The organism is Dickeya oryzae, assembly GCF_020406815.2.
In the GTDB taxonomy this organism is placed as follows: Bacteria; Pseudomonadota; Gammaproteobacteria; order Enterobacterales; family Enterobacteriaceae; genus Dickeya; species Dickeya oryzae.
The window spans coordinates 4,671,417-4,686,338 of the sequence record NZ_CP162670.1 but is presented as its reverse complement, the minus strand read 5'-3'; the positions used below and the strand labels follow the sequence as shown (position 1 = coordinate 4,686,338).

Here is a 14,922-nt window from a genome sequence, read left to right as displayed (position 1 = left end):
GCCTGGAGCACTTTTTTATTGGTATGCTTTCTGCTAGATTCCGCCGCAATTCTCCTTATATTTGCTCATCCGAACCTGAGATTGACGCTATGAAACAACCATCACAAGGGGCGGGACGCAAAGCTCCTGCTCCAAAGGCCAAAAGAAAAAGTCGCGAGCAGTTGGATCTTGAAGCTCGCGATCGCAAACGCCAGAAAAAACACCGTGGTCATGCCGCAGGCAGCCGTGCGCAGCCGTCTGGTGGTCATCAGCACAATGCCTCCTCTGGTCAAGGTAAAGACCCGCGTATTGGCAGTAAAAAGCCGGTAGCGCTGCTGCCGGAAAGCGCCGTTGCGCCGACCAAACCGGTAACTATGCCGAAAGAGAAACCGGTTCGCCTGTCACCACAGGAAGAACTGGAGATGCTGGAAAATGATCCGCGTCTTGATGACCTGCTGGACAGGCTCGAGAAAGGTGAAACATTGCCAGCTAAAGAACAGTCCTGGCTGGATGAAACGCTGGATCGCATTGATATCCTGATGGAACAGCTGGGGATTAGCCTGGACGATGACGACGAAGATGAACAGCAGGAAGAAGATATGCTGCAACTGCTTCGTCGTGGTAATCCGAAAGACGGTTATTAATGTTAAAAGCGCTGTTTCTGCTCATAACCCTGTTGGTTCTGTGTTTTTTGGGTGGCCTGTTGGTTAAACTGTGGTGTCTGTCGAAACGGAAAGGCAGATTACAGCGTGCCGTATTGGCTGGGCAGCATCGGTTGCCCCGGCGTCGTACGGCAAGGACCGGTTACAGGAAGGAGTGAGCTCTATGTCCGAACAGACTATCGACTGGGATTTATCCCTGATCCAGAAATATAACTATTCGGGGCCACGCTACACTTCCTACCCTACCGCGCTGGAATTCAGCGACAGCTATGACGATGCGGCGTTTGCCCAGGCGGTGGCCCGTTATCCCCACCGCCCGTTGTCGTTGTATCTGCATATCCCGTTTTGTCACCGCCTGTGCTACTTCTGTGGTTGCAATAAACTGGTAACCCGGCAACTGCATAAAGCCGATGAGTATCTCGATCGGCTGGCGCTGGAAATTCATCAACGCGCACCGTTATTTGCCAATCGTACGGTCACCCAAATGCATTGGGGCGGCGGAACGCCCACGTTCCTGAATAAAGCACAGATTAGTCGGCTGATGGCGCTGCTTCGCCAGCATTTCCATTTTTCTGAGCACGCCGAGATGTCGCTGGAAGTGGATCCGCGGGAAATTGAACTGGATGTGCTCGATCATTTGCGCGCCGAAGGATTCAACCGCCTTAGCATGGGCGTGCAGGATTTCAATAAAGAGGTGCAACGGCTGGTTAACCGCGAGCAGGATGAAGCGTTCATTTTTGCGCTGATTGAGCGGGCCAAGACGTTAGGGTTTACCTCGACCAACATCGACCTGATTTATGGTCTGCCAAAACAAACGCCGGACAGTTTTGCTTTTACTTTACAACGGGTAGCCGAGTTACGCCCGGATCGCCTGAGCGTATTTAATTATGCCCATTTACCCAGTTTGTTTGCCGCACAGCGAAAAATTAAAGAAGCGGATCTGCCGGATGCGGAACAAAAACTGGCTATTTTGCAGCAGACCATTCAAAGCCTGACGGCAGCGGGTTATCAGTTCATCGGTATGGATCATTTCGCCCGGCCAGATGATGAGCTGGCGGTAGCGCAGCGCGAAGGCAAATTGCACCGTAATTTCCAGGGGTATACCACACAAGGCGATACCGATTTGCTGGGGTTGGGCGTGTCTGCCATCAGTATGATTGGCGACAGTTATGCGCAGAACCAAAAAGAATTGAAGCTGTACTACGCGGATGTTGAACAACGTGGTCATGCATTGTGGCGCGGTTTGTCCCTGACTCGTGATGATTGTATTCGCCGTGATGTCATTAAAGCGCTGATTTGTCATTTCCAACTGGAGTTTGCGGCGATTGAGCAGGCTTATGGCCTGTCATTTGGCGATTACTTCCGTGAGGACCTGGCATTGTTGGCACCGATGGCCCAGGATGGACTGGTGGAGATTCAGGCCGACGGTATTCGGGTGACGGCGAAAGGACGGCTGCTTATTCGTAATATTTGTATGTGTTTTGATGTGTATTTCCGCAACAAAATGCGTGAGCGCCAATTTTCCCGAGTCATTTAATTCCACCGGGTAATTCCTGCGGGAATCGAAAATGTGTTGGCCACCGAATCTGGCATGACCTTGTTATGGTAGATGGGAAGGGGTTAGAGATAAAAGAAAAGAGCCAGTCGTATGACTGGCTCTTTTCTTATTGTGTCAGCGTGTGTTAGCTGAAGAAATTGATCAGTGCTGCGCACAACACGGCTGCAATCGCAGTTTGCGATGATGGACCCATCGCACTACTGATCTCAGCGCCGTGCGTTACGGCAGAAAAAATGGATTCCAGCATGGTTACCCTCTCCAGTCAGCGACATGATCATACTGCTGGCGCGGCGCAAGTAAAGTACAAAATATATCCATGATGACGTAAATTGCAGATGTGTGGGTTTCATAACGCAACCCATCCGTGGGCGCTGTTCCTTGTGATGAACGGTAACGGGAAAACGGCAGAGCGCCGTTATTCCATGCCCAGTTCCTTAAGCTTACGCGTCAGCGTGTTTCGCCCCCAGCCCAGCAGCCTTGCTGCTTCCTGTTTATGCCCTTGCGTATGGCGTAACGCGGTTGTCAGTAGTGTGCGTTCCATTTCCGGTTGCGCTTCGGCCAACAGGTTTTGATGACCGGAACGCAGCGCACGGTCAGCCCACTGTGCCAGCAGCGTCGCCCAGCTATCGGGCATGACATGTACGGTAGCGTCTGGCGCTGTTGTTTCAAACAGCTCCGGCGGCAGATCCTGAATCAGCACTTCCTGTCCCGCCGCCATCACCGTCAGCCACCGGCAGGTATTTTCAAGCTGGCGCACGTTACCCGGCCAGGGTAAACGGGTGAGCGCTGCTTCAGTTTCCGGGTGCAGGTTTTTCGGTTCGACACCCAGTTCTTTAGCCGTTGCCTGCAGGAAGTAGCGCGCCAGACGTGGAATATCTTCCCGACGTTCACGCAGCGGCGGTAAATGAACACGAATCACGTTCAAACGATGGAACAAGTCTTCGCGAAATTTGCCTTCCTGAACCCGCAATTCCAGATTCTGATGCGTGGCGGCGATAATGCGCACATCCACTTTCACGGCTGCATAGCCGCCGACACGATAAAACTGACCGTCAGCCAGTACGCGTAACAGGCGGGTTTGCACATCCAGCGGCATGTCGCCGATTTCATCAAGGAACAGTGTTCCGCCATCCGCCTGCTCAAAACGCCCTTGCCGAATTTGGTTCGCCCCGGTAAATGCACCTTTTTCATGGCCGAACAGTTCTGATTCGATCAAATCCTTAGGGATTGCCGCCATATTCAGCGCGATAAAAGGGGCTTTGGCGCGCGGGCTGTGGCGATGTAATGCATGGGCGACCAGCTCTTTACCGGTGCCTGATTCACCGTTGATCAGTACGCTTATTGATGAGCGTGAGAGACGACCGATAATTCGAAACACATCCTGCATTGCCGGTGCTTCACCGATAATATCGGTGGTCGGCCCACTGATGGGCTGACTGCGTACCGGTTGCTGCTGTTCCAGGTAATGGCTGATGGCGCGTTCAACCAGCGCTACCGCTTCATCAATGTCGAACGGTTTGGGCAGATAATCGAAAGCCCCTTGCTGGTAAGCGCTAACCGCTGCGTCCAAATCGGAATGCGCGGTCATGATGATAACGGGCAGCATCGGGTGGCGCTGTTTGATTTGTTGCAGCAATGCCAGCCCGTCCATACCGGGCATACGGATATCGGACAGCAGGACATCCGGTGTTTGCGTGGTCAGCGCGTTTAACGCCTGGGTACCGTTATCAAAGGTTGCGCAGGTTAATCCCGCCCCGGTAAGCGCACGTTCAAGCACCCAACGGATGGAGCTATCGTCATCGACAATCCAGACTATCCCTCGTTGCATCGTGAACCTCACTGGCGAATGGGCAGATACACCGAGAATTCGGTATGACCTGGCCAACTGTTAAATTCAATTTTTCCGGAATGTTGATCGATAAGGTTACGGGCAATCGACAAACCCAACCCGGTGCCGCCTTCACGACCACTCACCATGGGATAGAACAGCGTGTCTTGCAGATGGGCTGGCACGCCGGGGCCGTCGTCTTCGATATCGATACGGGCCACCAGACGGTAGCGCACGCCATGTAGCGTCAGCTGAAACGCGGTACGGGTACGGATGGTGATGGTGCCGCCTTCCTCTCCCAGCGCCTGCATGGCGTTACGAGTAATGTTCAGCAAGACCTGTTCAATCTGATCCGGGTCGTGCATCAATTCCGGCAGGCTGGGGTCGTAGTCGCGCACCAGCGTCACGTTGTCGGCTTTTTCCATCGAGACTAACTGGAATACCCGTTCGGCGACCTGATGGATGCTTTGGGTGACATGCAGCCCGGGCTGTTGCGGGCCAAGCAAACGGTCTACCAGATTACGCAGGCGGTCTGCCTGTTCGATAATGACTTTGGTGTATTCCATCAGCGCCGGGTCCGGCAGGGCTTTGGACAGCAACTGTGCCGCGCCACGCAGGCCGCCAAGTGGATTCTTGATTTCATGCGCCAGACCGCGTACCAGATCGCGAGCCGCCTGTTGCTGGGCATGTTGTAGCTGTTCCTGACTGAGACGGCGCTGGTTATCCATCGGCGCCATTTCCAACAGGATAAAATCGTGCTGAATGCGCTGAGCTGTCAGCGACATAATATGTGCCCGACCATCTACCACGATGGTGACTTCGTTATCGGTAAAACCTTGCCCAGAGTCGAGGCTTTCCCGCATCAGGTCGAGATTTAACGAAAAGTAACCGAGCAGCTCCGGCAGGGGCGTTCCAGACAGTTTACGTGAACTTTGAGCCAGAAGTTGTTGCGCCGCTGGGTTGGAGTAGTGAATAGCCAGATCTTTATCCAGCAACAAGATGCTGTTTATTAAAGAATTAAGGATCTGCCCAGCATCGGGCAGCGTGCCTGTTGCCATAACGCAGACTCCCGCACTATTTTAGTGCACACTATTCTCGATTGTAGTTTAAGTCGCAACGGTAATATGTCTTGTGGAGAAAAAAGCCCATCCGAAGATGGGCTGAAAAGTTTCCACGGCAACAAAAATAAACATAAATAAAAAACAACTATCTGACGGCAGTATGAACATCATTTTCTTCGTCCTGCCGTCAAGCGCGTAGGAGGTTACACGCTGTAGTACAGTTCGAACTCAACCGGGTGCGGCGTCATGCGAACGCGGTCGTTTTCAGCAGTACGCAGTTCGATGTAAGCATCGATAGCGTCGTCAGTGAATACGCCACCACGGGTCAGGAACTCGCGGTCTGCGCTCAGCGCGTTCAACGCTTCTTCCAGAGAGCCTGCTACGGTTGGGATCTCTTTCGCTTCTTCCGGCGGCAGATCGTACAGGTTCTTGTCCATGGCATCGCCCGGGTGGATCTTGTTGATGATGCCGTCCAGACCAGCCATCAGCAGTGCAGCGAAGCACAGGTACGGGTTAGCAGCCGGGTCCGGGAAGCGCACTTCGATACGACGTGCTTTCGGGCTCGATACCACCGGAATACGGATGGAGGCAGAACGGTTACGGGCAGAGTAAGCCAGCATAACCGGCGCTTCGTAACCCGGGACCAGACGTTTGTAGGAGTTGGTGGTCGGGTTGGACAGCGCGTTGATTGCTTTAGCGTGTTTGATAACACCGCCGATGTAGTACAGCGCGGTTTCAGACAGGCCGCCGTATTTGTCGCCGGAGAACAGGTTAGTACCGTCTTTAGCCAGAGACATGTGGCAGTGCATGCCGGAACCGTTATCGCCGAACATCGGTTTCGGCATGAAGGTTGCGGTTTTGCCGAAAGCGTGTGCCACGTTGTGTACGACGTATTTGTAGATCTGGATTTCGTCGGCTTTCTTGGTCATGGTGTTGAAGCGGGTAGCCACTTCGTTCTGACCAGCGGTCGCTACTTCGTGGTGATGCGCTTCAACTACCAGGCCCATCTGCTCCATGGTCAGACACATGGCGGAACGCAGGTCCTGCGCAGAGTCTACCGGCGGAACTGGGAAGTAACCGCCTTTCACAGCCGGACGGTGGCCTTTGTTGCCTTCTTCGTATTTGGTGCTGGAGTTCCAGGCACCTTCGATGTCGTCGATAGCAACGTGAGAACCGGAGATGCTGCTGCCGAAACGTACGTCATCAAACAGGAAGAATTCCGGCTCTGGCCCGAACAGTACGGTATCAGCGATACCGGAAGAGCGCAGGAAGTCTTCAGCGCGTTTAGCGATGGAGCGCGGGTCGCGGTCATAACCCTGCATGGTGCCCGGTTCCAGAATGTCACAACGGATGATCAGAGTCGGTTCTTCGAAGAACGGATCCATAACCGCAGTAGTCGCGTCCGGCATTAACACCATGTCGGATTCGTTGATGCCTTTCCAGCCGCCAATCGAGGAACCATCAAACATTTTACCGTCTTCGAAGAAGTCAGCGTTAACCTGGTGGGCCGGAATAGTGACGTGCTGTTCTTTGCCTTTGGTATCCGTGAAGCGAAGGTCAACAAACTTCACTTCATGCTCATTCAGCATCGTCAAAACGTGTTCTACTGACATACTTGGTTCTCCCGATTGTGTCATTTATCGTCGTGGAACGAATATCGTTGTGGAATGATGTTGTTACCGTACAAAACATATAGCTAAAACTGTGCCAACTTTAAATAATAGTTCTAAACAGCGTTCCTGCTGGTTTTTTGTCTCCTCCTGAACTGCACCAAGATAGTTAACTGCACCAAAAGTGTGCACCATTTTGGTGTTATTGCACTTAATTGGTGCTCTGAGTTTGTGGGGTGCTGCTTTATTGCACCGTGAAAGGGATCACAGACCCGTAATTCGCAGGTTGTTTGTGGAAGATGATTGTGATCTTGTTCAGTCGCTCGATTAATACGTGTACAATAGCGCGCTATTTCTAAAATGCCTGAGGCAAAGCTGTGATCGAAAATTTGCGTAACATCGCTATTATTGCGCACGTTGACCATGGAAAAACAACCCTGGTTGATAAGTTGCTGCAACAGTCCGGTACGTTGGGTGAGCGTAATGACGCCACTGAACGTGTTATGGACTCCAATGATTTGGAAAAAGAGCGCGGAATTACCATCCTCGCTAAAAATACCGCCATCAACTGGAATGACTACCGCATCAATATCGTGGATACCCCAGGGCACGCCGACTTCGGCGGCGAGGTAGAACGCGTGATGTCCATGGTGGACTCTGTACTGCTGCTGGTAGACGCGATGGACGGCCCGATGCCGCAGACGCGTTTCGTGACCCAGAAAGCTTTTGCCTATGGCCTGAAGCCGATTGTTGTCATTAATAAGGTTGACCGTCCTGGCGCTCGTCCTGACTGGGTGGTTGATCAGGTGTTCGACCTGTTTGTTAATCTGGGTGCTACCGACGAGCAGTTGGACTTCCCGATTGTTTATGCGTCCGCGCTGAACGGTATCGCCGGTCTGGACCATAACGATATGGCCGAAGACATGACCCCGCTGTTTGAAGCCATCGTGAAACACGTTGAAGCGCCGAATGTCGACCTCGACGGTCCGTTCCAGATGCAGATCTCCCAGTTGGACTACAACAACTATGTTGGCGTTATCGGTATCGGCCGTATTAAACGCGGCGTGGTGAAACCGAACCAGCAGGTCAGCATCATCGACAGCCAAGGCAAAGTACGCAACGGTAAAGTGAGCCAGGTGCTGGGCCACCTGGGTTTGCAGCGTATTGAAAGTTCACTGGCAGAAGCGGGCGATATCATTGCTATCACCGGTCTGGGTGAACTGAACATTTCCGACACTATCTGCGATACGTCCTGCGTGGAAGCGTTGCCGGCACTGTCGGTGGACGAACCGACCGTGACCATGTATTTCTGCGTTAACACCTCGCCGTTCTGCGGCAAGGAAGGCAAATACGTCACGTCACGTCAGATTCTGGATCGTCTGCGTAAAGAGCTGGTGCACAACGTGGCGCTGCGTGTGGAAGAAACCGAAGATCCGGATGCGTTCCGTGTATCTGGCCGTGGTGAACTGCACCTGTCCGTGTTGATCGAAAACATGCGTCGTGAAGGTTTCGAACTGGCGGTATCCCGTCCGAAAGTTATCTTCCGTACCATCGATGGCCGCCGTCAGGAGCCGTTCGAGCAGGTGACCGTGGATATCGAAGAGCAGCATCAGGGTTCGGTGATGGAAGCGCTGGGTCTGCGTAAAGGCGAAATGCGTGACATGATCCCAGACGGCAAAGGTCGCGTACGTCTGGATTACGTAATCCCAAGCCGTGGCTTGATCGGCTTTCGTACCGAGTTCATGACCATGACCTCCGGTACCGGTCTGCTGTACTCCACCTTCAGTCACTATGATGACATCCGTCCGGGTGAAATCGGCCAGCGTCAGAACGGTGTGTTGATCTCTAACGGCCAGGGTAAAGCAGTTGCTTATGCGCTGTTTAGCTTGCAGGAGCGCGGTAAGCTGTTCCTGGGTCACGGCGCTGAAGTGTACGAAGGCCAGATCATCGGTATTCATACACGTTCTAACGACCTGACTGTTAACTGTCTGACCGGTAAGAAGCTGACCAACATGCGTGCTTCCGGTACTGACGAAGCTACCGTACTGGTACCGCCGGTGAAAATGTCGCTGGAGCAGGCGCTGGAGTTCATTGATGACGATGAACTGGTTGAAGTGACGCCGACCTCGATTCGTTTGCGTAAACGTCACCTGACGGAAAACGATCGTCGTCGTGCTAACCGCTCTGCCAAAGAAGAATAATTCACTATCTTAGTGATACATCAGGCGGAATGCGGTACTTGACCGCGCTGCCTTGCGATAAGGCCCCTTTATGGGGCCTTTGTTTTTTCAGACCGTTGTCCCCTGCGCTTGCGTCTGGCCTGCCTCCTTCATAACCTTATTATGATCCTGCTTATCCTCCCTATTCAGCACGGATTTTTCTCGCTACAGTGAAAACCCTACTGGCCTGTCTGGAGGACTCATGCTGTATATCTTTGATTTAGGTAACGTCGTAATCGATATCGACTTCAATCGTGTTCTGGGGGTGTGGAGCAATCTGAGCGGCGCACCGCTGGCGACCTTGCGTAAGCGTTTTGAGTTGGGACACACCGTTGAGCTGCACGAACGTGGTGAAATCAGCGATGAAGAATTTGCGTCGCGGCTGTGCCATGAGTTGGGGATGTCACTCAGTTTTGAGCAGTTTTCGACCGGTTGGCAGGCAATTTTCATCGGTGTGCGCAAAGATGTGATCGACATCATGCATCGGTTGCGGCAGGAAGGCCATCGCGTGGTAATACTCTCCAATACCAATCGCCTGCACTGTCAATTCTGGCCGGGCGAATACCCCGAAGTACAGCAAGCCGCCGACAGGATTTATTTGTCTCAGGATATCGGTATGCGAAAACCAGAAGCGGCGATTTACCATCATGTGTTGCGCGAAGAGGGATTTGCAGCCAGTGATGCGCTCTTTTTTGATGACAATGCTGCCAATGTAGACGCGGCAAATGCACTGGGCATCCGTTCTATTCTGGTCAGTGATCGGCAGGTGGTGCCGGATTTTTTTGCCAGCCAGGTTTTTAAGCAGGAGTCGTAAGGCCGTTATGATCGCATTAATTCAGCGAGTCTCCTCCGCCAGTGTGGCGGTAGAAGGAGCGATAGTCGGGGAGATAAACCACGGGCTGTTGGTTTTACTGGGTGTAGAGCAGGGCGATGATGAACAAAAGGCAACCCGTTTATGTGAAAAGGTGATCGGCTATCGGATTTTCAGTGATGATAACGGCAAGATGAATGTGAATGTTCAGCAAGCTGGTGGCAGTGTGCTGGTGGTGTCGCAGTTTACGCTGGCGGCGGATACGCAAAAAGGAATGCGCCCCAGTTTTTCCCGTGGTGCCGCGCCGGCAGAGGCTGATCGCCTGTATCAGTATTTTGTCGGTCAATGCCGTGAGCATGGCCTGACGACGGAAACCGGTCGTTTTGCCGCAGACATGCAGGTTTCTCTGGTGAACGACGGGCCTGTGACGTTTTGGCTGCAGGTATAGTTTAGCGACAGGTCTGGCCTGGTTGCCGGGTTAAGCAGCGATATTACGCTGCGAGCTGCAATATGAGTATGTGTTGAGAAGGGGCGGTTATGTACTACCTGAGAGTACCGGAAAGCGCTGAAGAGCTGGACGCTTATTACCAGTTTCGCTGGGAAATGTTGCGTAAACCGCTGCATCAGCCACTTGGCTCCGAACGGGATGCCTATGATGCGCTGGCGCACCATCAAACCATTGTCGATGGGCAAGGTCATTTGGTGGCGGTTGGCCGTCTCTCAATCAATGCTGAAAATGAAGCATCGATACGTTTTCTGGCGGTTCATCCGGATGTTCAGCGGAAAGGGCTTGGAACCCTGATGGCGATGGCGCTGGAGTCGGTGGCGCGTCAGGAAGGCGTAAAGCGGGTGGTATGTAGCGCCCGCGAGGATGCGATGGCGTTTTTTTCCCGCCTTGGTTTTGTGAATCAGGGTGAAATTACCACGCCGATGACCACACCGGTGCGTCATTTTCTGATGATTAAGCCGGTGGCAACGTTGGATGACATTCTGCATCGCCCAGACTGGTGTGGTCAGCTACAGCAGGCATGGTACAACCATATCCCGCTGAGTGAAAAAATGGGTGTACGCATCAGCCAGTACACCGGTCAGAAATTTATTACCACGATGCCGGAAACGGGGAACCAGAATCCGCACCATACGCTGTTTGCCGGTAGCATGTTTTCACTGGCGACCCTGACCGGGTGGGGGCTTATCTGGTTGCTGCTGCGCGAACGGCAACTTGGCGGCACCATTATTCTGGCGGATGCGCATATTCGCTACAGCACACCGGTAACCGGTCGTCCCAGCGCGGTGGCGGATTTAGGATCGCTGAGTGGTGATTTGGACCGGTTGGCTCGTGGCCGTAAAGCACGGGTTCAGTTACAGGTAGAACTGTTCGGCAATGATAAAAAAGGTGCCGTATTTGATGGTACCTACATTGTGTTGCCGCCAGATCAGAATGAATCGCTGGAGCAAGGCGGTTCCGCCATTCGTTAATGCAACGTCGGCGATAAGCGATGACGACGAATATGAAACAGCCACCATGACGGTGGCTGTTTGTGTTTATGCGCCTTGGTGCTTACTGTGCGACAGGCGCTGTTGGTGTCGAGGCCGGTTCGGAAGATACCGGGGGGGCGGCGGGCGCACTGTCTGCCACTGTGCCCTGATGCATTGCCTGATTAATGGGGTGTCCGGCGCTGTCTATACCTTGCAGCGTACCGCTGAGTGTCGGTTTAAGCGGGCTTGCCGCTTCCAGTCGACCATTCAGATGTAACTGCAGATTGGTGTTGCCGGTGGGGGCGTTGGCGGGTGTTGGCCAGCCCCAGCGCGTCAGAATATCAAATGCGACGGCTTTGCCGTTCAGGTCCAGCGTAAATGCTCGCGCGGGCTGTTGCGCAATCACTGCTTTGGCTTCCAGTAAGCCGGTTTGGGTAAACGCGCTCAGGTCCGTTAACGTGATTTGGTTGTCGTTAGCGTTTAACGCCAGTGAGGGACGACGAACATCCACCTTGTTGAAGGTGGCGTCACTGGCATTCAGGTTCAACGTGCCTTGCCACACACCCCACTGATGGTTACGTGCCAGCAGCAGATTATTGCCGAAGCCGTCCAGGGCGGTGAGCTGGAACGGGAACGCGGGGTTAATATCAATCAGCAGGTTGTGGTTCGCGCTGAATTTCCGTAGTTCCACTTCTGACAGCCAGTCAGGTAGCGTTTGTTGCCAGCGTTGGCGCCAGTCCTCCGGTAGTGTGTATTCCATGCCAGCGACCACCAGCTCATCGAGCGTCAGTCGTTGATTGTCGCGCTGCCAGTTGCCGCTGGTGCGTAGCAGGCCGCCTTCCCAACGGGTGGAGAACTGTTTGATGTTCACACCCTGTTTTGACAAATCCAGACTGACGATAGGGTCAACCAGATGCATGTTGCCATTGACGATATCGGTGGCGTTGAATGACAACGAGCCGTCGTCACTCTGCCAGCTGTTTTGCCGGAATGTCACATTCTGCAGGGTGACGTCCAGATCGGTAAATGCCCAGTTTTGCCCTTCGATTCGGGCATCAATCAGGTCAAAACGATTAACGGTGACGGCGGGCAGACGAGTAACGGGCTGCCAGAAATCTGCCATCGACTGTCGGGTTTGCAACCGGACATTGCTCAGTCGCAGATTATTGACCAGCCAACTGCCGTCCGCCGCTCGGGATGCATTTCCCGTCAGTTCCCCACGCGCCACGTCGGCACCGAAATTCTCCAGCGTCAGTTGCTGGTTGGCAAACTGACCTTGTACCAAGACCTTGCTGGCTGGCAGATCATTAAGCAGTAAAGAGTGGGCGCTAAGCTGGAAAGCGGCTTTCTTACCCAAAAGGTAGCCTGGCTCCGGCTGCCACGGGGTTATCCCCCCGGTGACCTGTTCGCCTTTCAGACGCCAGTCGCCATCTTGTGCATGCAGCGCCATGGTTTTCAATTGCAGAACGTCGGCTTCAATCGGCAAGGTGAAATCGGTCTGTCCCAGATTGAGGGTACCGCCTTCCAGCACCAGACTGGAAAAATGACGAGGGTCGGTAATCTGGCGTACGCTGAACCCCACCGTGACACGTTGCGCGACCAGTGTTACCGGTTGGTTTTTGTGGCCGAAACTGACATCCAGCAATTGAATACTGCCGGGCGAAGACCACTCATGCGCCATCTTTCTGAATGACACGTGGTATTCGGTACGTTGATTAACCCACTGACTGATATGCCTGGCTCCCCATTCAGTCTGGGCCAGGACATACAGCACCACCACAGCCAGTAGCGCCAGTAACAGCAGTGTGAGAAGAAGTTTCCCGATAAATTTCATTGCTTAAGTCCGCGCCATTCGCAAGGGATGATCGTGTTATGCCGTAATTATCCAGTCATCTCAACAGGTAACTTATTACAGACAATAAATAAGGGCCGATGTTATACCCGTCATACTTCAAGTTACAGGTGCGTTGGCTGCGCTCAGTCACCCGAATCACTTACCTGAGTAAGCTCATCGGGATGAAATGAGAGACATCCTGTCTCTCACCAGAGGCCAGCCTTTGGCTGGTCAAATTCGTTCCCGACGAATTTGTCTCTCCCTTGCCGCGTTACAAGGCTCAATGAGCCTTGCCCTGAAGGGCCAACGCGTTTTGTCCTGAAACTCGAATTATTTAGGGTATACCGCCATCGGCCCTTATTATCACGTAAGAGGAAAAATTTCTGGAAGCGCGCTTTACTCTTTTTCGTGAGGGAACACCAGATTCAACACGATTGCTGTGATACCGCCCGCAGCAATGCCTGATGACAGCAGGGTTTTCAACCAGTCTGGTGCGAACTGCAAAATCAATGGCTGCTGGGAGACACCCAAACCAACAGCCAGCGACAGCGCGATAATCATAATAGCGCGACGATTAAGCGGCTCGCGGGAGACAATTCGTACTCCAGACGCGGCGATAGTACCGAACATGACGATAGTTGCGCCGCCCAGAACCGGCTCTGGAATATGCTGCACAAAGCCGCTCACCGCCGGGAACAGCCCCAGTACGATCAGCATCAATGCTACAACGAAACCGACATAGCGACTGGCAACCCCGGTCAGTTGAATCACGCCATTGTTCTGCCCAAAGCAGGAGTTGGGGAAGGTATTGAACACGGCAGACAGGCAAGAGTTCAGGCCGTTAGCCAGTACGCCGCCCTTCAGGCGCTTCATGTAGAGCGGGCCGCTGACCGGCTGTTCGGAGACATCGGAAGTGGCGGTGATATCACCGATGGTTTCCAGCGAGGTCACCATGAATACCAGCATCAGCGGGATCAACAGATTCCAGTCAAAACCAAGGCCATAGTACAACGGGGTGGGGACGTTAATCAGCGAGTGGTTGGATGTGCCAGTACTTTCCGGCAGCATACCCATCAGCCAGGCGGCCAGATAACCGACGGCCATTGCGATAACCAGCGATGCCACGCGCAAATAAGGGTTACGCTGGCGGTTCAGGATGATAATCACCACCAGAACGACGGCTGCCAGCAGCAGGTTCTTCGGTGCCCCAAACGTGTGGTTACTCATGGCAGCAAAACCACCGCCGATTGATGTCAGGCCAACCTGAATCAGTGACAGGCCGATGATCATCACGACGATACCGGAAACCAGCGGTGTAATAATGCGGCGAGCCAGGTGCAAAACGCGTGACAGCAGAATTTCGGTGCAAGAGGCTACCATCAGCGTGCCGAATAGCGCCGCCATCATCGTCGGTACATCCGCGCCACCGTTTTTCAGCGCCATACCGCCCATAATCAGCGGGGTAACAAAGTTGAAGCTGGTCCCCTGAATGGATAACAGGCCAGAGCCGACCGGTCCCCAGGTTTTGATTTGCAAAATAGAAGCCAGACCGGAAGCGAACAGCGACATGCTGATGATGTGCTGCGTATCCTGCGCTGGCAGGCCCAACGCCTGACAAATCAGTAACGCCGGGGTGATGACCGCAACAAACATCGCCAACAGGTGCTGGCATGCGGCGAATAACGTCTGCGGTAAAGGAGGCCGATCCTCCAGACGGTAAATCAGCTCGCTGTTTGCCGGGGTAACGGCGTCAGTCTGGGGTAGCTCGGTGGTGGAAAGACTCATGATAGCGGGGCGCTCCTGAACGGCAAAAAACGCATTTTAATCATCTGCTGTGTAAAAGCAATCGATTGCGGGATGGGATTTACTTATCGCCGGGAA

At 53.4% G+C, this 14,922-nt stretch carries 12 protein-coding genes; 6 read left to right on the top strand and 6 right to left on the bottom strand.

Annotated features, from left to right (window positions below; all coding sequences use genetic code 11):
- Nucleotides 1-89 precede the first annotated feature (89 nt).
- Both yihI and hemN read left to right on the top strand, forming a co-directional pair.
- Nucleotides 90-623: a Der GTPase-activating protein YihI gene (gene yihI / locus LF929_RS20650; RefSeq protein ID WP_038906084.1), complete on the top strand. Its 534-nt coding sequence runs from the start codon at nucleotides 90-92 to the stop codon at nucleotides 621-623.
- A gap of 181 nt (nucleotides 624-804) precedes the next feature.
- Nucleotides 805-2,178 (top strand): oxygen-independent coproporphyrinogen III oxidase, encoded by a 1,374-nt coding sequence (gene hemN, locus LF929_RS20645; protein WP_038906083.1) that lies wholly within the window; start codon nucleotides 805-807, stop codon nucleotides 2,176-2,178.
- 145 nt (nucleotides 2,179-2,323) lie between these two features.
- Here the strand turns inward: hemN and LF929_RS20640 are convergent, their stop codons facing one another.
- The 4 genes from LF929_RS20640 to glnA form a co-directional block, all read right to left on the bottom strand.
- A complete protein-coding gene (locus LF929_RS20640; RefSeq protein ID WP_012886722.1) occupies nucleotides 2,324-2,446 on the bottom strand; it encodes a YshB family small membrane protein in 123 nt (40 codons plus the stop codon).
- 168 nt (nucleotides 2,447-2,614) lie between these two features.
- Nucleotides 2,615-4,027 carry a nitrogen regulation protein NR(I) gene (gene glnG / locus LF929_RS20635; protein ID WP_012886721.1) on the bottom strand — a complete coding sequence of 471 codons (1,413 nt, stop codon included), beginning with the start codon at nucleotides 4,025-4,027 and terminating at the stop codon, nucleotides 2,615-2,617.
- Between the two features lie 8 nt (nucleotides 4,028-4,035).
- Nucleotides 4,036-5,085: a nitrogen regulation protein NR(II) gene (gene glnL / locus LF929_RS20630; RefSeq protein WP_033568900.1), complete on the bottom strand. Its 1,050-nt coding sequence runs from the start codon at nucleotides 5,083-5,085 to the stop codon at nucleotides 4,036-4,038.
- A 206-nt stretch (nucleotides 5,086-5,291) separates the two neighbouring features.
- Nucleotides 5,292-6,701, bottom strand: a complete 1,410-nt coding sequence (glnA, locus tag LF929_RS20625) for a glutamate--ammonia ligase (RefSeq protein WP_038906082.1) — start codon at nucleotides 6,699-6,701, stop codon at nucleotides 5,292-5,294.
- 374 nt (nucleotides 6,702-7,075) lie between these two features.
- Between glnA and typA the strand changes: the two genes are divergently transcribed.
- The 4 genes from typA to fabY all read left to right on the top strand — a co-directional run bounded on the left by typA (nucleotide 7,076) and on the right by fabY (nucleotide 11,207).
- A complete protein-coding gene (gene typA, locus LF929_RS20620; protein WP_016942711.1) occupies nucleotides 7,076-8,899 on the top strand; it encodes a ribosome-dependent GTPase TypA in 1,824 nt (607 codons plus the stop codon).
- A gap of 220 nt (nucleotides 8,900-9,119) precedes the next feature.
- The gene (gene yihX, locus LF929_RS20615) at nucleotides 9,120-9,731 is read left to right on the top strand and encodes a glucose-1-phosphatase (RefSeq protein WP_226092837.1); all 612 of its coding nucleotides are present in this window, start codon (nucleotides 9,120-9,122) and stop codon (nucleotides 9,729-9,731) included.
- Between the two features lie 7 nt (nucleotides 9,732-9,738).
- Complete coding sequence (gene dtd / locus LF929_RS20610; RefSeq protein ID WP_038906080.1) at nucleotides 9,739-10,176, top strand: D-aminoacyl-tRNA deacylase; 438 nt, start codon at nucleotides 9,739-9,741, stop codon at nucleotides 10,174-10,176.
- A gap of 89 nt (nucleotides 10,177-10,265) precedes the next feature.
- Nucleotides 10,266-11,207 carry a fatty acid biosynthesis protein FabY gene (fabY, locus tag LF929_RS20605; RefSeq protein WP_038909375.1) on the top strand — a complete coding sequence of 314 codons (942 nt, stop codon included), beginning with the start codon at nucleotides 10,266-10,268 and terminating at the stop codon, nucleotides 11,205-11,207.
- Nucleotides 11,208-11,289: 82 nt separating this feature from the next.
- Here the strand turns inward: fabY and LF929_RS20600 are convergent, their stop codons facing one another.
- Both LF929_RS20600 and LF929_RS20595 read right to left on the bottom strand, forming a co-directional pair.
- Nucleotides 11,290-13,041 carry an AsmA family protein gene (locus LF929_RS20600; RefSeq protein ID WP_226092838.1) on the bottom strand — a complete coding sequence of 584 codons (1,752 nt, stop codon included), beginning with the start codon at nucleotides 13,039-13,041 and terminating at the stop codon, nucleotides 11,290-11,292.
- Between the two features lie 396 nt (nucleotides 13,042-13,437).
- Nucleotides 13,438-14,826, bottom strand: a complete 1,389-nt coding sequence (locus tag LF929_RS20595) for an NCS2 family protein (protein ID WP_016942715.1) — start codon at nucleotides 14,824-14,826, stop codon at nucleotides 13,438-13,440.
- Between the last annotated feature and the right edge of the window lie 96 nt (nucleotides 14,827-14,922).